This is a genomic window from Rhizobium sp. YIM 134829 (genome assembly GCF_046546455.1).
In genome coordinates this window covers 22,911-40,192 of record NZ_JBKHKI010000008.1, presented here as the reverse complement: position 1 = coordinate 40,192, position 17,282 = coordinate 22,911, and the positions used below count along the sequence as shown (strand labels likewise).

At 62.2% G+C, this 17,282-nt stretch carries 16 protein-coding genes; 3 read left to right on the top strand and 13 right to left on the bottom strand.

All coding sequences use genetic code 11. The annotated features are described in order from the left end of the window. Positions 1 to 22: 22 nt before the first annotated feature. The 3 genes from ACLE20_RS14565 to ACLE20_RS14555 all read left to right on the top strand — a co-directional run bounded on the left by ACLE20_RS14565 (position 23) and on the right by ACLE20_RS14555 (position 3,511). On the top strand, positions 23 to 1,096 hold the full coding sequence (locus ACLE20_RS14565) for a nitrilase-related carbon-nitrogen hydrolase (protein WP_410941036.1): 1,074 nt from the start codon (positions 23 to 25) through the stop codon (positions 1,094 to 1,096). A gap of 22 nt (positions 1,097 to 1,118) precedes the next feature. Next, positions 1,119 to 2,450, top strand: a complete 1,332-nt coding sequence (locus ACLE20_RS14560) for a Rieske 2Fe-2S domain-containing protein (RefSeq protein WP_410941035.1) — start codon at positions 1,119 to 1,121, stop codon at positions 2,448 to 2,450. Positions 2,451 to 2,533: 83 nt separating this feature from the next. Next, a complete protein-coding gene (locus ACLE20_RS14555; protein WP_410941034.1) occupies positions 2,534 to 3,511 on the top strand; it encodes a PDR/VanB family oxidoreductase in 978 nt (325 codons plus the stop codon). Positions 3,512 to 3,637: 126 nt separating this feature from the next. On the opposite strand, the gene ACLE20_RS14550 is transcribed toward ACLE20_RS14555, so the two are convergent. The 13 genes from ACLE20_RS14550 to ltnD form a co-directional block, all read right to left on the bottom strand. Further along, positions 3,638 to 4,456: an ABC transporter permease gene (locus ACLE20_RS14550; RefSeq protein ID WP_410941033.1), complete on the bottom strand. Its 819-nt coding sequence runs from the start codon at positions 4,454 to 4,456 to the stop codon at positions 3,638 to 3,640. A gap of 2 nt (positions 4,457 to 4,458) precedes the next feature. Then, a complete protein-coding gene (locus tag ACLE20_RS14545; protein ID WP_410941032.1) occupies positions 4,459 to 5,277 on the bottom strand; it encodes an ABC transporter ATP-binding protein in 819 nt (272 codons plus the stop codon). 78 nt (positions 5,278 to 5,355) lie between these two features. Beyond that, positions 5,356 to 6,342 (bottom strand): ABC transporter substrate-binding protein, encoded by a 987-nt coding sequence (locus ACLE20_RS14540; protein ID WP_410941031.1) that lies wholly within the window; start codon positions 6,340 to 6,342, stop codon positions 5,356 to 5,358. Positions 6,343 to 6,563: 221 nt separating this feature from the next. Beyond that, positions 6,564 to 7,583: a nitrilase-related carbon-nitrogen hydrolase gene (locus ACLE20_RS14535; RefSeq protein WP_410941030.1), complete on the bottom strand. Its 1,020-nt coding sequence runs from the start codon at positions 7,581 to 7,583 to the stop codon at positions 6,564 to 6,566. Between the two features lie 225 nt (positions 7,584 to 7,808). Next, the gene (locus ACLE20_RS14530) at positions 7,809 to 8,507 is read right to left on the bottom strand and encodes an SDR family NAD(P)-dependent oxidoreductase (protein WP_410941029.1); all 699 of its coding nucleotides are present in this window, start codon (positions 8,505 to 8,507) and stop codon (positions 7,809 to 7,811) included. Between the two features lie 9 nt (positions 8,508 to 8,516). Then, positions 8,517 to 9,194: an SDR family oxidoreductase gene (locus tag ACLE20_RS14525; protein ID WP_410941028.1), complete on the bottom strand. Its 678-nt coding sequence runs from the start codon at positions 9,192 to 9,194 to the stop codon at positions 8,517 to 8,519. Between the two features lie 352 nt (positions 9,195 to 9,546). Then, complete coding sequence (locus ACLE20_RS14520) at positions 9,547 to 10,572, bottom strand: LacI family DNA-binding transcriptional regulator (protein WP_410941027.1); 1,026 nt, start codon at positions 10,570 to 10,572, stop codon at positions 9,547 to 9,549. Between the two features lie 124 nt (positions 10,573 to 10,696). Beyond that, complete coding sequence (locus ACLE20_RS14515; RefSeq protein ID WP_410941026.1) at positions 10,697 to 11,590, bottom strand: NAD-dependent epimerase/dehydratase family protein; 894 nt, start codon at positions 11,588 to 11,590, stop codon at positions 10,697 to 10,699. Between the two features lie 47 nt (positions 11,591 to 11,637). Beyond that, positions 11,638 to 13,140, bottom strand: a complete 1,503-nt coding sequence (locus ACLE20_RS14510) for a sugar ABC transporter ATP-binding protein (protein WP_410941025.1) — start codon at positions 13,138 to 13,140, stop codon at positions 11,638 to 11,640. A 59-nt stretch (positions 13,141 to 13,199) separates the two neighbouring features. Continuing rightward, positions 13,200 to 14,126: a sugar-binding protein gene (locus ACLE20_RS14505; protein WP_410941024.1), complete on the bottom strand. Its 927-nt coding sequence runs from the start codon at positions 14,124 to 14,126 to the stop codon at positions 13,200 to 13,202. A gap of 88 nt (positions 14,127 to 14,214) precedes the next feature. Then, on the bottom strand, positions 14,215 to 15,225 hold the full coding sequence (locus ACLE20_RS14500) for an ABC transporter permease (RefSeq protein WP_410941023.1): 1,011 nt from the start codon (positions 15,223 to 15,225) through the stop codon (positions 14,215 to 14,217). A gap of 374 nt (positions 15,226 to 15,599) precedes the next feature. Continuing rightward, a complete protein-coding gene (gene otnI / locus ACLE20_RS14495; protein WP_410941022.1) occupies positions 15,600 to 16,373 on the bottom strand; it encodes a 2-oxo-tetronate isomerase in 774 nt (257 codons plus the stop codon). Position 16,374: 1 nt separating this feature from the next. Further along, entirely contained in the window at positions 16,375 to 17,280 is a 906-nt protein-coding gene (ltnD, locus tag ACLE20_RS14490) for an L-threonate dehydrogenase (RefSeq protein ID WP_410941021.1), read from the bottom strand. Positions 17,281 to 17,282 lie beyond the last annotated feature (2 nt).

The window sequence follows — 17,282 nt, the reverse complement described above, 5'->3', positions numbered from 1 at the left end:
TGCCGGATAGGGAGAGCGGGAAATGGCAGTCAGACCCTGGCGGGCAACGAGCATTCAGATGCGCAGCGAGCGCGCCTGTCAGGCCGCGGACGATGCCGAGGCCGCCCTTCTCATCCAACGCAACCTCGATCGCCTCTTGGATCTCATCGCCCAGGCCTGCGCCTCCGAGCTAAAGCCGGATCTCGTGGTCTTTCCGGAATTCGCCATGCAGGGGCCGCCGCTGCATATGGGCGTGGACGACTGGATCCGTCGCGCCTGCTCGTCGATCCCCGGCCCGCTGACCGCGCCCCTTCAGGCGCTGGCCAAGCGCGAAGGCATCTATATTTCTGGCAACATGTTCGAGGCGCCGCCCGAATGGCCCGGGCGCTATTTCAACTCCTCCTTCCTGATCGATCGCCAGGGGGAGATCATCCTCAACTATCGGCGCGTCAACACCGCAGCCTTCCCCTCCGTGCATGACTTCATGAGCGACTATCTGGCCGCCACGCCGCAGGAAGAGGTCTTCCCGGTGGTCGACACCGAACTCGGCCGCCTCTGCTTGATCCCCTGTGGCGAGATCAACGTGCCCGAAGTGGCGCGGGTGATGATGATGCAGGGGGCGGAGGTGATCCTGCATCCGACCAATTCGATGCGGACGGAGGCGCAGGAAGCGGCGAAGCTGACCCGGGTCGCCGAGAACATGGTCTATCTCGTCAGCGCCAATGTCGCGGGGCCGATCGGCTTTTCCCCCGACAACAGCATTCCCGGCGGCCGCTCGCACATTCTCGACCATCACGGCAGGACGCTGGCCTTCCAGGAAGATGCCGAGGAAAGCATTGCCGTCAGCGCCCTGATCGACATTGAGGCGCTGCGCCGCGACCGGCGGACCGACACCGGCCTCTCCAATCCGCTGCTGCGCGCCCGCTATGAAATGTACGTGCCCTATTACAACGAAGCCAAGTTCTATCCTCCGGATCACTTTCTCAACCGGCCGATGGCGGACACCTCCGAGACCAGGACCGCCATCGCCATTGCCCGCGCCAATATGGAGCGTGCCCACATCCTCGCCCCGCTGCCGCCGGGCGCCGAAGAGCCGGTTGCCCGATCCGCCCATTAGTCCGACCATCAGGAGACACGAGATGATCACTGCTGAAGAAAACGAACAGCTCTGCCGCGTCGGCAAGGGCACGCTGATGGGGAATTTCTTCCGTCAGTTCTGGATTCCGGTCTGCCTCTCCTCCGAGCTGAAGGCCGATGGCGATCCCGTCCGCCTGATGATCCTCGGCGAGAAGCTGGTCGCCTTCCGCGACAGCGAAGGTCGGGTCGGCGTCTTCGATCATCGCTGCCCACACCGCTGCGCGTCGCTCTTCTTCGGGCGCAACGAGATGGGCGGCATCCGCTGCGCCTATCATGGCTGGAAATTCGACGTCACCGGCAAGTGTCTGGACCAGCCCAATCTCGAGGACAAGTCGAAATATCCGGCGGGCACGCCGGCGATCGCCTATCGGGTGAAGGAGTCCGGGGGCATGGTCTTCGCCTACATGGGCGAGGCCCAGGAAAACCCGCCCGAGCTGCCGCAGATCGAAGCGATCATGGGCGAGCCGGACGACCGCAACATCGCGCTCACCCATCGCGACTGCAACTATATGCAGGCGCTCGAAGGCGATATCGACACCTCGCATCTGGGCTTCCTGCATGTCGGCGGCATCGATGGCGAGAAGCTGGATCTGAGCGACCCGGAGGTCTTCACCGTCACCGAGAAGGCGCCGAAGATCAATGTCTCGGTCATGCCCTTCGGCACCATGTATTCGGCGCAGCGCAATGCCTATGAGGGCACTGAGCATCACCGCTTTGCCAGCTATATCTTCCCCTTCTGGGTCACCTATCCCTCCGGTGAGATCGACCAGAACGTCACCGTCAATGCCTGGGTGCCGATCGACGACACGTCGACCATGATCTTCAACATCGACCTGCGCCGCGCCTCCGGCGGCGGCAAGAAGGGGTTGATGTACAAGGACGGCACGCCGGTCGGCGGCCTCGCTCGCCCGCTCGAATATCTGCCGAACACGACCGACTGGAAGGGACGCTGGCGCCCGGTGAAGGACCGCAGCAATGATTACGGCATCGATCGCGAATGGCAGAGGAACGGCGACAGCTATACCGGGATCGTCGGCGTTCCCCTGCAGGACCAAGCCATCCAGGAATCCATGGGCCCGATCGTCGATCGCGACATGGAGCATCTCGCCGCCTCCGACCGCATGGTCATCCTGACGCGGCGTGTCATGCTCGATGCCGCCAAGGAATTTGCTGCCTCCGGCACGCTGCCCGAGGTGGTGACGAATCCCGAGCTCGCGCGCGACGCCCGCGGCGGTGACATCGTCGTCCCCTACGGCACCGACTGGCTGGAAGGCTATGAGGAGAAGATGGCCGAGATCAAGGGCTACCGCCCCCGGCTTTCCGCTGCCGAATGAGCACTGGTCTGAATGCGAGATCCGGCGCCTTGCCGCCGGATCTCCTCTCGAAACGCGATGAACCGGGAGGAGATGCCGTGTCGTTGGCAGAGCCTCAAGCCCGTGCCGTGGCGCAGCCGCTGACGCTGCGCGTCGATGCGATCCGCATGGTTGCGGAAAGCGTCAGGGCCGTGGAGCTGGTCTCGGCCGATGGCGCGCCACTGCCGCCCTTCACCGCCGGGGCACATATCAACCTGAAACTGCCCGGCGATCTCAGCCGCTCCTATTCGCTGACGAACGGGCCGGAGATGCGCGACCGCTATGTGATCGCCGTCAATCGCGACGCGGCGAGCCGCGGGGGCTCGGCCTATATCGCCGAGCGGCTGCAGGTCGGCGATGTGCTGCCTGCCGATCCGCCGCACAACAGCTTTCCCCTCTTCGAGGACGCCGAGCGCAGCGCCTTCTTCGCCGGCGGCATCGGCATCACGCCGATCCTGGCGATGATCCGTCGGCTGGAAGCCCTTGGCCGCCCCTGGAGCCTGTTCTACGCCGCGCGCAGCCGCGCCAGCGCCGCCTTTCTCGATGCGCTCGATCGGCTCGAGGCGCATCAGCCCGGCCGCGTGCACCTCCATTTTGACGACGAAGCCGGCAGGGTCATGCCACTGCTCAAGCTCGCCATGACGATCCCAAAGGCCGCGCATCTCTATTGCTGCGGACCGTCGAAAATGATCGAGACCTTCAAGGCCTCCGCCGGCTGGCGGCCGCCCGAGCATGTGCATGTCGAGCATTTTTCCGGCACCAATGCCCGGCCGACCGAGGCCTTCACCGTCGTGCTCAAGCGCCAGGGCAAGGAGTTCCACGTGCCGGCGGGGCAGAGCATCATGGACGTGCTGGAAGCCAATGGCATTGCGGTGGCGCATTCCTGCCGCGAGGGTGTCTGCGGCACCTGCGAGACCGTCGTGCTGGAGGGCACGTGCGATCACAAGGACAATGTGCTTTCCGCCCGCGAGAAGGACTCCAACCGGCTGATCATGATCTGCTGCTCCGGCGCCAAGACCGACCGGCTCGTTCTCGACATCTAATCACAACCGGACTCGCGTCCGCGAGCGATTGACCCGGCATCTGTTGCCATCGATTCCCGCAAAGAAAAACCGCCCTGCCGATCTCTCGACCAGGGCGGTTTCTGTTCCGCAGAGAGTGACTGTCGTCTAGCCGTCGCCATTCGCCGCGCTGCGGGCGCGCCATGGAATGGCGATCCGCTCGATCTGTTCGAGCACGATGAAGAACAGCACGCCGATCAGCGAGATCAGCACCACGGCGGCAAACTGCCGGGCGATGTTGAAGTTGGCCCCGGCAATGAGGATGAGATAGCCGAGGCCCTTGTCCGCCCCGATGAACTCGGCGACGATCGCGCCGATGACCGACAAGGCCGTCGCGAGCTTCAGGCCGGCGAAGATGCTCGGCAGCGCCTGCGGCAGGCGGAATTTCCAGAAGGTCTGCCAGCCGGTCGCCCCCATGGAGCGGGAGAGATAGACCATTTCCCGCGTCGTCGATTTGAGCCCCATGACGGAGTTGATGACGATCGGGAAGAAGGAGAGCAGCACGACGATGACGATCTTCGGCGTGATGCCATAGCCGAACCAGGTGAGCATCAGCGGCGCGATCGCCACCTTCGGGATCGTCTGGCTGGCGACGATCAGCGGGTAGACCGCCTTTTCCATGAAGCGGGAATAGACGATCATCACGGCGAGCGGCACGCCGACCAGGACGGCGCAGATGAAGCCGACCAGCACCTCGCTCAGCGTCACCAGGGCATTGGGAAGCAGGCGATGTCCGTAGTTGATCATCTCTTCCAGGATTGCGGAGGGCGCCGGGAGGATGAAGGGCGGCACTTCGGCGGCGCGCACGACGAATTCCCAGACGAGCAGCAGCACCGCCATCATCCAAAGCGCGGGCGGGATGCGGCCGAGCAGCCGATCGACCCGGCTCGGTCGCACCTCGGCATAGTCTTGAACATTGGGGGCCATGATCAGTACTCCTCCCGGAAGACGCCGAGGCTCTTGAAGATCGCGGTAAGATCGCGTGTGTAAGCGGTAAATTTCGCCGTCTCGCGCATGGCCAGCCGGCGCGGACGCGGCAGGTCGATATCGATGATCCGCTCGATGCGGCCCGGGCGCGGCGACATGACGACGACGCGATCGCTGAGGAAGATCGCCTCCTGGATCGAATGGGTGATGAAGAACACCGTCATCTCATTGTCGGCGCACAGGCGCAGCAGGTCGATCTGCAGCTGGTCGCGCGTCATCGCGTCCAGTGCGCCAAAGGGCTCATCCATCAGGAGCAGAGGCGGCTTGTGCAGGAGGGCGCGACAGATCGAGATGCGCTGGCGCATGCCACCCGAAAGTTCCTTGGGATAGGCCGTCTCGAAATCCTGCAGCGACACCATCTTCAGGAGCTGGCGGGCGCGCTCACGCGCCTGCGTCATGTCCGCCTTCCGGATCTCCGCCTGCAGCAGGATATTGTCGATCGCCGTGCGCCATTCGAGCAGCACGTCCTGTTGGAAGACGATGCCGGCATCCGCATTGGGTCCGTCGATATGCTTGTCGCCGACCATGATGCGGCCGAGCTTCACCGAGGTGAGGCCAGCCAGCAGCATCATCAGCGTGCTCTTGCCGCAGCCGCTCGGGCCCAAAACCGAGACGAACTCGCCCTTGCGGATATTGAGATTGATGTTCTGGAGCGCATGGACGGTGCCGGTGCGGGTCTCGAAAGTCTTCGACACGCCCGAGATCGCGATATGCGTGGGGGCGGCAGTCTGGATGGTCTCAGTCGCAGGTATGGCGTTCATCGATTCTACCGGAGGAGTGGCCCGCCCTGATGGCGCGATGGTCAGGCGAAGGGTGGCCAGAGGCCACCCTCCAGCATGTCAGTTGGCAGGCAGGTAGGAGCCGTCATAGATCTTGTCGGCCGTCAGCCCCGGCTTCATGCCGCTATACTTTTCGAGGAGCGAGATGGTCAGATCGACATCTTCCTTGGCGATCCAGCCATAGGGCTTGCCCTCGGATGCCGCCGTGTGCTCGTATTTCGGCATGGTGGCGATCTCGCCGCGAATGCCTTCCTCGTCGGAATCCGGCCGCGCCTCCATCAGCACCTTCAGCGCCCCATCGGGATCGGCCGCGGCCGCCGCCTTGCCCTTCTGCAGCGCGGCGAGGAAGCTCTTGACCGTCTCGGCATGCGTGGACAGGTAGTCCTTGCGCACGATGACGCTCGAACCCAAAATGTTGACGCCGTAGTCGGCGAACAGCATCGGCGGCTCGATCGGCGCCTGCGCGGCGACCTTGTCCCCGTCGGGATTGGCCCAGCCATTGATGAAATCGACGTCGCGCTTGAGGAGAGCGACACGATCGCCGCCGCCATTGATCATGACGACCTCGATCTTGCCCATGTCGACGCCGTTGGCTTCCGCGAAGGCCTTGATCATCCCATCCTCGAAATTGCCGGCGTCGGTCCCGAGCCGCTTGCCTTCGAGATCCTTGGGCTTGGTGATGCCGGAATCCTTCAGGCTGATGATGGCGGTCGGATCCTTCTGAAGAAGTCCGGCGACCGCGATGATCGTATCGGCACCCGATCCCTGCTGCGCCTGGGCGAGAGCGCCGAGACCGGCAATGCCGATGTCGAAGTCGCCGCTGCCGATTGCCTGGATCGTGCCCGTGCTGCCATTGCCGTCAACGATGTCGACATCGAGCCCGGCATCCTTGAAGTAGCCCTTCGAGGCCGCCATGAAGATCGGCGCATCGACGCCGCCGGCCACCCAGGCCAGACGCACCTTGACCTTGTCCTGCGCGAGAGCGGGACAGGCGGCCAAGGCGCCGAGCGCCGCACATCCCAAGAGCGGCGCGATGAAACGCATCATTCGAAGTCCCATTTTGGTTCCCCTATTTTTGTTTGGCATTCTGATGGTATTCCAAGGGAATATCGGCTGTCAACGCGACTTTGTAACTTCTGTAGGCATCCAGAAACCACGATGCATTTATAGGCACAACCCGCGAAATGCAGCCAATCACTTACGCGATGGTGCGCTTACCAGAGCATCAGGCGGGGCGGACGACCCCGCTTCGCCTGATGCCCGCATGCCTAGCGGATCACCCCGGCCTTGGTGAGGTTGGCGACGGCGCGGTCGTGGATCGGCGTCAGCTCGCCATAGGTTTCGAACGCGCCGCCGGACAGCGCGTTGGCCGGATAGAAGTCCGCCTTTGCGAACGCCTCCCGATACATGTCGAAGCGGGAGCGCAAGAGAGCATTGCCCATGCCGGTATCGCGCCGCGCGGCCTGGAGCGCCTCGATATCGATCATCGCCGAAGCGGCATTGCTCTCCGCATCGCTCTTTTCGAAGGCCAGATAGCTGCCGTTGAAGTCGACGATCTGGGAATGGCCGCCGCGATCGGCGTCGGAAAAACCGATGCTCCCCGAGACATTGGTGCTGATCAGGTAGCACATGTTCTCCGCCGCACGGCAGATCTTGGCGGCATCGGCGCGCGCACTGACCGGCTCGTTCGAGGGGTGCAGCAGCACCTCGGCGCCGCGCAGCATGAAGACGCGCGAGAGTTCCGGCACACTCACCTCGCCGCAGGGAAAGATCGCCAGACGGCCGAGTTCCGTCTCGACGACCGGGAAGATGCCTTCCTCGCCATAGGCCTCGCGGTAGTCGTCGAGGATGTCGTGCGGCGATGTCCAGCTGGCGGTGTTGATACGCCGGTAGCGCAGGATCACCTCCCCCTTCGGATCAAGGAGAAATGAGGAATTGAAGTAGCGGTCCGGCCAGCGCGGATCGACCTCGAAATGGTTGCCGGCGATGTAGATCTCATAAGTCCGGGCAACCTTGGCCAGGCGATCGGTGATCGGCCCGGGGATCTCGGCGCAGGCCCGATCGATCCAGACGCTGACCGGCGTCGCCCGCGGCGGCCCCTGGAAGGCGAATTCCGGCAGGACGACCAGTTGCGGCGGCTCGGCGCTCAGGCAGGCGTTTTCGATCTTGCCGATCGCGCGAGCGAGGTTGTCCTCGATGATCGCCCAGGCGTCCTCGCGGCTTTCGGCATTGCTGGCGACCCGGCTGTCCATTTGGATACAGGTGGCGCGCCACGGCTTGATCGGCATGTTGATATCTCCGTTTGACAAGGAACCCCATTGGAATACCAACGGTACACAATGGTCAACCGCCTTTCGAAGGAAACGGCGCATCTCATCGCGGCCCTCGTGGGACGGCGCATCTGCGATCTTAAAAAACAAAGAGACGGCGCTCGCGCCAGCCACGCCAGGGTGGAGGGATCGCGATCGAGAAATTCGGCATGCAACTGCGGCGGGACAAGAGCGACAGCGGCCCTACCAGGGCAGGACGCGCCCGTCTGGGGTCCAATGCTGACCACTCTGCTCTTGCGAAACGGCGGCAATCAGCGCACGCAGGCCAGCGACGGCGCGCGGGCCCGGAGGAGAAGCAAGCATGGCGCTCCGTGGCGGCTCGATGCTGTCGGGGCAGAGCAGCAGGGCCGTGCACCCCCAGTCCCGCCACTCCACCGAAAGTGTGCGAAACAGCTGGTTGAGCGCAGCCTGAGAGGCGCGATAGGTGAAATCGGATGAGCGACCCTCGGTGCCGAGGGTCGAGGCATGCCTGGAAAGAGCGGCAAGAACCTTGCGCGTTCCAGCGCGCAGATTCGGCTCCAGCAGGCTCGCAAGTCGGAGAGGCGCATAAGCATTGGTGAGCATGATCGGCCACCAGTCCGCCGGCGTCACCGCAGCGGGCATCGCAGCAAAAGGCTGCATCTGCTGCCCGCCCCGCCGCTGCGCCGCGCAGAGGAGAACGTCGATCGGCTGTCCTTGCAGCCGCTCGGCAAGGGCTGCCGCGCTGGCATCGTCCAGCGCGTCATAGGGGATTTCCTCGACGGCGCGACCGAGGGTGGCCACATCCTCGTCGGACAAAGGCGTCCTGTTCGCCGCGATGACATGCCAGCCGTCCGCGGCATAGGCACGGGCGAAGTCGAGCCCGACCCCGCGATTGGCGCCCGTGATGAGAATGGTTGGCATTGATTGCTCCTACCAGGGCACGTCGGTGCCGTCATAGCCGATGATCCGTCCGCCATCCGGAAGGCTCAGCCCCTCGATGACCGCCTTCATGCCTCGAACACTCACCTCGACCGGCAGGCCGTTGAAGCCGGTCATCTCGGTCGCCACCAGGCCGGGGCGTAGAAGTGTGCAGGTGATGCCCTCGGTCCTCCACGCCTCTGCCAGCTGACGCCAAAGCGCGTTGAGCGCCGTCTTCGAGGCGCGATAGGTATATTGCGTGCCCCAGTCATTGGCGGCGATCGAGCTCATCAGGCTGGACATGGCCGTGGCGATCTTCCGCTCGCTGGCCAGAATGTTGGGCTTGAGCGCCGCGGCCAAAGCGAGTGGCGCAAAGCCATTGGTCTCCTGCAACGCCAGGAAATCATCGCGCGTCACCTCGATCGGCTTGGCGTTGAGGTTAATCGCGATCCCGGCATTGGCGATCAACACGTCGATCGGTTCTCCATCAAGCGCGGTCACGAGGGCCCCAATCGACGCCGCGTCCGTCACCTCAAGCGGAAGCACGCGCGTATTCGGCAGACCGGCAAGCCCCAAAGCAGCACCCGGCTCCCGCGCCGTACCAATCACGTTCCAGCCGTCAGTGGCGAACTGTCGGGCCAATTCCAGCCCAATCCCCCGATTAGCACCCGAGATCAAAACAGTCGACATTCGGCGATTCCATGTTTGGCATATTATTGGTATACCATGACGGATGACGATGCAATGTGAGATATTTTGTTCTTGCAACTTGAGGCGGTCGTCTCTCAGGAACTTCATCCCTCCACCGAGACAGAGCGGGGCCACGACACTGCCTTCGCCGAAACGATCGACAGTGAAGACATCGCGACCTCGTCCACCCATGATCTCGACCAAGGTCGAAGTTGTCATCCTTCGCCCGACACTGGCATCGACCAGCGCTTCAGGAGGCAAGACTGTCGCATCTTTGATTGGCCCGGCTGCCGCATTCTCAGATAGCCCTTGAGGCCCCGGAGCCAGCTTCGGACCTGCCGCTTGAACAGGATCAGGCCGTAGCGCCCTCGAAAACCTCAAAGCCGGTGTCGATGATCACGGGTCGCTGCGATCGCCGCGGCGACTCGAGGATGGCTTCGATCGCCTTCTTGCCAATCATGAAGCGGTTGGAGCGCAAGGTGGAAAGTGGTTGCGGAAGTTCCCGACCGATCTCCAGTCCGTTGAAGCCGAAGATCGCCATATCGTTCGGGAGGGAGATTCCGGCGCTCATGCAGTGGAAGACCCCGCCGACGGCCATATCGTCGTTGGAATAAACGGCAACATCGATCTCTGGCGCCATGGCGCGCAGATGCTTTGTCTGTTCACGGCCGGTCGCCACCGAGCTTGGCCCGTCCGCAATCGCATGCGCCTCGATGGACAAGCCGACCTCCCCCAAGCCCTCCCTCAGACCATCGTAGCGCAGTCGCGCGCGGCGATCCGCCGCCCAATCATGGCCGACATAGCCGAAATGCCGATAGCCGCGATCAATCAGGTGCTTGGCCGTCGCATAGCCCGCCTTCCTGTGGGACATGCCGACCGCAATATCGATCGGTGCGCTGTCGATATCCATGAGTTCGACGACACGCACGCCACTCTGATCCAGCATGCGCCGGGTCGCCATCGTGTGATCGAAACCGGCAATGAGAATAGCAGCGGGTTTCCAAGACAGAAGTCCACGGACCATGACCTCTTCGCGCTCGATATCGTATTCGGTCGTGCTGATGACGGCCTGGAAATCCGAAGCCTTGAGCCCTTCATGCACGCCCTGGATGACTTCAGGAAAGACGATGTTCGAGAGCGAGGGAATGACGACCCCGATGAGATGGGAATCGAGCGAGGCGAGCGAGCCAGCAATCCGGTTGGGGACATAGCCGAGCGCCCGCACGGTTTCCATGACCTTTTCGCGCGTCGCGTCGGCCACGACCGACTGGTTGCGCATGATGCGCGACACGGTCGATTCGCTTACATCGGCCCGCAATGCAACTTCCCGAAGGGTGATCTTGGATTTGCGATGAGGCAGGCGCTGCCGTGGCGTCATCGTCTCATTCCTCCCTTCTGCGACAGGCGGGACCGGTGGCCCAGCGGGCCACCGTCGCTCGTGTCTTGCGCACGATATTTGGCAAAGGCTGGAAACGCAAATAGGTCTCAGCCGCAGAACGCCATCAGCGTTTGACGTAGTTCTTCCAGGGATGCGCTTCCCGAAACCCCAGGACCTCACGCGCCTTTCGGTTGGAAATCGGCGCTTCGTCCCGGCCCATCTCCCGTGTCACCGGCGTCTCCGGGCAATATTTCGCGAGGAATTCGGCGGTCGGCAGATCCGCGGTGATCGTGTCGTTGACCGCGTTGAAGACCTGATAGCCAAGGCCATCCTTCTCGATGCACAGATGCACGATCTCGCCGAGATCGCGGGCGTCGATATAGCTCCAGGCGTTGCGCTTGCGCGACATCGGGCTGTCGAGATAGCCCGGAAAGTTCGTGTATTCGTGCGGCTCGATCACGTTGCCGATGCGCAGGGCGTAGACATCCGCCCCGTAGCGCATGGCGAAGGCCCGCGCCGTCTTCTCGTTGACGACTTTCGACAGGCCATAGCTGTCCATCGGGTCGCTGTCATAGTCTTCCTCGAGAGGAAACGAATGAAAATCCTTGTCCCCTTCGGCAAAGCAGACGCCATAAGTGGTCTCGCTCGACGCGATGATGACCTTGCGCACGCCCAGTTTCATGGCCGCTTCGATAACATTGTAGGTGCCCACCACGTTTGCCGAGAACGTCTTGTTGTCCGGCTCGATCATGACGCGCGGAATGGCAGCGAAATGCACGACGGCATCGGGTGCCGATGGCGGCGCGCCATGGTCGTAACCGTCAAGACCAAAATGCGTGGTCAGCGCGTTGAAGACCTGACCACTGTCGGTAATGTCGGTGATCAGCGTGTTGACGCCCGGCAGGTCGAGGGGTTTCAGATCGACGTTGAGGATAGAATAGCCCTTGCCCAGCAGATGAGGCACGGCATGACGGCCAGCCTTTCCGGTGCCACCAGTAAAGACGATACGTTTGTTCATGTTCATTCTCCATTTCATGTCAGAAAGTTTGTCTCGACATCGTCGCGTCAAGCGGTAGCGGCGTGCATGATCCGCTCCTGGGTCGCTTCGCTGCGATCGATCTGCCCAGTGATGCGCCCCTCCTTGAGAACGACGATCCGGTCGCTGATGGCGAGAATTTCCGGCAGGTCGGAGGAGACGACGATGATCGCGATGCCTTGTCTGGCGAGGCTGTTGAGAAGCGCGTGAACTTCGGATTTTGCGCCGATGTCGATGCCGCGCGTCGGTTCGTCCACGATCAGGATGCGCGGACGCCGCGCTACCCATTTGGCGATGACGACCTTCTGTTGGTTGCCACCGGACAGGTTCAGGACCTTCTGCTCCGCCGACGGCGTCTTGATGCCGAGAGATCGGATGAAGTCCATGCAGGCGCTGGTCTCGCGCTTCCGGTTGACGACATTCAGCGTACAGTAGTCTGACAGATGGGTCAGACTGAAATTCTCGCGCACGGACATGCCGAGCACCAATCCCAATTCCTTCCGATCCTCGGTGACAAACCCGATCCCCAGATCGATGGCGTCGGCGGGATCGCGGATCTTCGCTGGTTTCCCGTCCAGTTCGATGTCGCCGACCCGCGGACGGCTGCCGAAGATCATTTCCATGACTTCGGTGCGCCCGGAGCCAACCAGCCCGAAGAAGCCCAGAACCTCGCCCCTGTGCAGATCGAAGGTGATATCGCTGACCTTGGCGCCATGCGTCGCCTTGTTCTTCAACCCAAGCCCGCGCACGGACATCAGGACGTCGGAGCCCGCATGGGACTGATGCTCGCCGAACAATTGCGACAGGTCCCGGTCGACCATCTTGCGCACCAGCAATTCGCGGGTCATCTCAGCGATCGGCCGCGTATCGACCGTCTGTCCGTCCCGCAAGACCGTAACACGGTCTGCAATTTCGAAAATCTCATCCAGTCGGTGAGAGATGTAGACGATCCCGATCTGCTGCGCCGCCAGCTTGCGGACGACCCGCATCAGGGTGGTGGCTTCGTGATGGCTGAGCGATGCGGTGGGCTCGTCCATGATGATCAGTTTCGACCGATAGGAGATCGCGCGCGCAATCTCCACCATCTGCTTCTGCCCGATGCTGAGACTACCGACCCGCGTTCCCGGCTCGATAGTCATTTCGAGTTCCGCGAGAACGGCGCGGGTATCGGCGTTCATTTTCCGCGTATCGATCAAGCCGCCCGCGCCAATCGGCTCGCGGGCCAGGAAGATGTTCTCGGCAACAGTAAGATTGTTCACGACCGAGAGTTCCTGATAGATGATGCTGATGCCGAGGGAACGCGCGTGAACCGGATCCCTGATCGTCACCTCCTGGCCGTCCACCCGGATGACGCCGCCGGGATCGGCGCGGTAGACCCCCGTCATGATCTTCATCAACGTGCTTTTGCCGGCTCCGTTTTCGCCCGCGAGAACGTGGACTTCACCGCTTTCGAGCTCAAGATCGACCTGATCGAGTGCCCGGACTCCCGGAAAGCTCTTCGAGATACCGCGCATTTCCAGAAAGGGCGTCATGATCATCTCTCCGTTCGAGGGACGGGCGGCGCCAGTCGTGCCGCCGCCCGTCGGGCCGTTTATTTGGTGTAGCTGTTGAGGTTGTCGGCATTGACGACGGTGACGCCGGTATCGACATCCTTGCTCTCGGTTTCCGTGCCCTTGATCTGGGCCACGAGATGCTCGACGGCGAGCTTGCCCATCGTGACCGGGCGCTGCACCATGATGCCGTTGATATAGCCTTCCTTCACGCCCTTGATCGTATCGGGCAGATCGTCGAAGGCGAACACCTTGATGCCACCCTTGCGGTCGGCGAACTCCTGCTGGGCCAGCACCTTGGCGACGGCCGGACCGCCTACCTGGCTCATACCGAAGATGCCGGCGAGATCGGGATTGCCGCGCAGCAGCGCTTCTGTCACCGAGACAGCCTTTGCGAGATCGTCCTCCGTTCCCTCGGTCGCGACGACCTGAATATCAGGGAACGCCGCGAGCGCTTCCTTCACGCCTGCGATGCGCTCGTTGAGATTGGAGGCGCCCAATTGGCCGGTGACGATAGCGACCTTGCCCTTGCCGCCCAGCGCTTCGGCCATGGATTTGCCCATGGTGACGCCGGCCTGCTTGTTGATCGTCCCGATATACATGCTGCGGCCGCTATTGGCGCTGTCGCTATCGAACGTCACGACCTTGATCCCGGCTGCCATCGCCTGCTTGATGATGCCTTCGACCGATTTCGGCTCGTTCACAGAAACGGCGATGCCGCTGACATTGCGCGAGATCAGGTCTTCGATGATCTTGACCTGGGTCGAGCCCTGCGTGTTCTGCGGCACCACCCACTGATAGTTGACGCCTGCGGCCTTGGCGGCTTCCTGCGCGCCGGTGTTACAATCGTCGAAGAACGGCACCGCGACTTTCGGCACGACGGCAACGGTGATGTCCTGCGCAATGGCACTCCCGAGCGCCGTCACCGACAGCAGGGCGGCAAGCGCAGCCTTCTTGAATACGTTCATGATCGTCTCCTCCTCACCCGCACGTCCTCCGCCGGGTCTCTTTTGTGACTGTTTTTTGCTCCGATCGATTGAAAGGCTTGGCGCGCCTTTAGCTGTGTCCTCCCGAAAGTCTGTTTCTGAGAACGTCCAGGCTCACGGCGATGAGAATGACGCCGCCGGTGATGGCTTGCTGGGCGTATGTATTGATGTTGAGCAGGACGACGCCGTTGGCGATGACACCGACCAGTGCCGCGCCGATCACCGCACCCGTCACGCTGCCGACGCCTCCAGAAAGGCTGGCGCCGCCGATCGCCGCTGCCGCGATGACGTCGAGTTCGGACCCGAAACCGGAGGCCGGTTCGGCGGACAGATAACGCGAAAAAGCAATGATGCCGGCGATGGATGCAATCGTTGATGAAAGCACATAGACGGAGAGCTTGATCCGATCGACTTTGACGCCGCTCAGTCGGGCCGCCTGCTCGTTGCCGCCCGTGGCATAGATGTGCCGTCCGAAGCGCGTGCGGCGCATGATCAGCGCAAAGATAGCCATGAGAACGATCATGATGACGACGGGAACCGGGACGGATCCGATATAACCTTGGCCGAGAAGCGAAAAACTTTCCGGCGTCGTCGGCGTGACCGGAACGCCGTGGGTGATCATGTACATGAGCCCGCGTCCGATGCTGAGCGTCCCCAAGGTGGCGATGAAGGGCGGGAGCCCGATCCCGGTGATCAGTGCGCCGTTGATGAGACCGAACGTCACCCCGACGCCAAGACCCGCCGCAATACTACCGCCGGTCGAAAAGCCGGCGTCGAAACACAAAGCCGTCACAAGCGACGCCAGCCCCATGGCCGACCCTACGGACAGATCGATGCCACCGGTGATGATCACCATCACCATGCCGATGCTCATGATCGCCGTCAGTGAAAACGCCCGAAACACGCCCATCAGGTTGTTCGTCGTCAGAAAGTAAGGCGTGTAGACACTGATCAGCGCACCGACGATGACGAGCGCGAGAAGAACATTGACCTCCCGCACATGGCGCAGCTGCGCCAGCTCGCTCAACACGCCTGCGGATGATCGTTTCGACGACGGTGCGTCCTTGGCGATCCCGGACATGACATCTCCTCCCAATCGCCGTCGGCTCGAGTGAGCCCTTTCATCTTCCGGCGCTTTCGTTCTCAGTCTTCCGCCGGACTGCACTCTCCCTGTGCGACGTCCACGGATTGGTGTTTTTCGCCCGTCGTCCCCTCGTCTTACGAAGGGGACCGATGACCGCATGACAGCGCTGTCATTTGTTGAGTGCATCGGTCGTCTTGTCAACTGCCATCTGCATGCATCTCTTTAAACCGTCATTTCTCGCCGGCTTTTTCACGTCTTAGGGGTACTCTGTCCGTCATGAGCCGACTATGAGCGCTCCTGCGAACGGAATTTCAAAACGAGTTTTTGACAGCGCTGTCAAAAATTCCGTGCTTGAAACGGCAATCTTTGGCTTAGCTCTCGAAAGCCTTCAACCATCCGAGGCCGTCCTTCGTAGCCCCGGCGGGACGATATTCGCACCCGACGAAACCGCCATAACCCAGTCGATCGAGTTCCGACAGAATGCGAACGTCATCGAGCTCCCCCGTTCCCGGCTCATGCCGAGAGGGCACAGCTGCGATCTGGATATGACCGATGAGCGGCATCAATGTTCTGAGCCCGACGAGCACGTCGCCATGGATGATCTGGCGGTGATAGATATCGAACTGAAGCTTCAGGTTTGGCTGCCCCGCATCAGCGATGAGATCGGCGGCAAAGTCGAAATTGTTGAGGAAGTATCCCGGCATGTCGCGCGCATTGATTGGCTCCACGACGACATCCAGACCAGCTTCGCCAGCCTTGTCACAGAGATAGTCGAGCGATTGGCGATATGTGGCGCGCGCGATCGGGTCCGATGGGTCGGCAAGGCCGCTCATCAGATGCAGGCGTTTCACGCCGCTCGCGTCCGCATATTCAAGCGCGGTTGTCACGGAGGCCCGGAACTCTTGCTTGCGGTCTGGCAGCGCTGCGAGCCCACGATCTCCGGCCTCCCAGTCACCCGGCGGCAGGTTGAAGAGCGCTTGGGTGAGACCAAACTGGCGCAGCTTCTGGGCTATTTGATCCGCGGGGAAGGCATAGGGAAAGAGATATTCCACCGCGTCAAACCCGGCCTGGGCAGCAGCCGAAAACCGGTCGAGGAAATCGACCTCGGTAAACATCATCGTCAAATTCGCAGCAAAGCGGGGCATATCAGGCTCCTGGCAGGTCGAGGCCCGTCAGTTGGGCGATCATCCGAGCGACCGACGCATCATCGTCGCGACCCATCCCCGCGGCAGCCGTCATGACGAACATCTGCAGCGCGGTCGATGCGACGGGGGTCGGAAACTTGAGACCGCGCGCAATATCGGAAACGATCCCAAGATCTTTGGTGAAAATATCAACAGCGCTGCGGGGGCTGTAATCGCCCTCCAGGATATGCGGAACCCGATTTTCGAACATCCAGGAATTGCCGGCCGAGGCCGAAATCACTTCGTAGACCCTGGCAATGTCCAGATCCATGGCCTTTGCGAAGGTGATAGCCTCGCAGGCCGCGGCGATGTGGACACCCGCCAGAAGCTGATTGACGATCTTGAAGGCCGCGCCGATGCCGGCCGTATCGCCGAGTTCGTAAACCTTGGCGGCGATGCAATCGAGGACATCGCGAACATCGTCGAAAGCCTGCGGCGCGCCGGACGCCATGATCGTCAACTCGCCGGCAGCGGCCCGGGTCGCGCCCCCGCTGATGGGTGCATCGATGTAGGACAAACCAAGGGCTTGCGTCCGGGCCTCGAAGGATCGAGCCGCGTCCGGGGACACTGTGGCGCAGGAAAGAATGGTGCCGCCGCGGGCCATGCCTGACAGCGCGCCCGTATCGCCGAAGAGGACAGCCTCGGTCTGCGCGGCGTTGACGACGACCGAAATCACCACATGAGCGCCCCGCCCCGCTTCGGCCGGCGTATCGGCGATGCGACCGCCGTGCTGCGCGAAGTGCGCCATCGCGTCGGCGCTGACATCGCAGCCGACGACATCGAAACCGCTGCGAAGCAAGGAGGCCGCAATCCCCATTCCCATGGATCCGAGGCCAATCACGCAGACGGTCCGGTCAGGCTGTGTCATGT

Coding starts and splice junctions, on each gene's coding strand:
- ACLE20_RS14565 (WP_410941036.1), top strand. CDS start 23: ATGGCAGTCAGACCCTGGCGGGCAACGAGCATTCAGATGCGCAGCGAG.
- ACLE20_RS14560 (WP_410941035.1), top strand. CDS start 1,119: ATGATCACTGCTGAAGAAAACGAACAGCTCTGCCGCGTCGGCAAGGGC.
- ACLE20_RS14550 (WP_410941033.1), bottom strand. CDS start 4,456: ATGGCCCCCAATGTTCAAGACTATGCCGAGGTGCGACCGAGCCGGGTC.
- ACLE20_RS14545 (WP_410941032.1), bottom strand. CDS start 5,277: ATGAACGCCATACCTGCGACTGAGACCATCCAGACTGCCGCCCCCACG.
- ACLE20_RS14540 (WP_410941031.1), bottom strand. CDS start 6,342: ATGATGCGTTTCATCGCGCCGCTCTTGGGATGTGCGGCGCTCGGCGCC.
- ACLE20_RS14535 (WP_410941030.1), bottom strand. CDS start 7,583: ATGCCGATCAAGCCGTGGCGCGCCACCTGTATCCAAATGGACAGCCGG.
- ACLE20_RS14530 (WP_410941029.1), bottom strand. CDS start 8,507: ATGCCAACCATTCTCATCACGGGCGCCAATCGCGGGGTCGGGCTCGAC.
- ACLE20_RS14525 (WP_410941028.1), bottom strand. CDS start 9,194: ATGTCGACTGTTTTGATCTCGGGTGCTAATCGGGGGATTGGGCTGGAA.
- ACLE20_RS14520 (WP_410941027.1), bottom strand. CDS start 10,572: ATGACGCCACGGCAGCGCCTGCCTCATCGCAAATCCAAGATCACCCTT.
- ACLE20_RS14515 (WP_410941026.1), bottom strand. CDS start 11,590: ATGAACAAACGTATCGTCTTTACTGGTGGCACCGGAAAGGCTGGCCGT.
- ACLE20_RS14510 (WP_410941025.1), bottom strand. CDS start 13,140: ATGACGCCCTTTCTGGAAATGCGCGGTATCTCGAAGAGCTTTCCGGGA.
- ACLE20_RS14505 (WP_410941024.1), bottom strand. CDS start 14,126: ATGAACGTATTCAAGAAGGCTGCGCTTGCCGCCCTGCTGTCGGTGACG.
- ACLE20_RS14500 (WP_410941023.1), bottom strand. CDS start 15,225: ATGTCCGGGATCGCCAAGGACGCACCGTCGTCGAAACGATCATCCGCA.
- otnI (WP_410941022.1), bottom strand. CDS start 16,373: ATGCCCCGCTTTGCTGCGAATTTGACGATGATGTTTACCGAGGTCGAT.
- ltnD (WP_410941021.1), bottom strand. CDS start 17,280: ATGACACAGCCTGACCGGACCGTCTGCGTGATTGGCCTCGGATCCATG.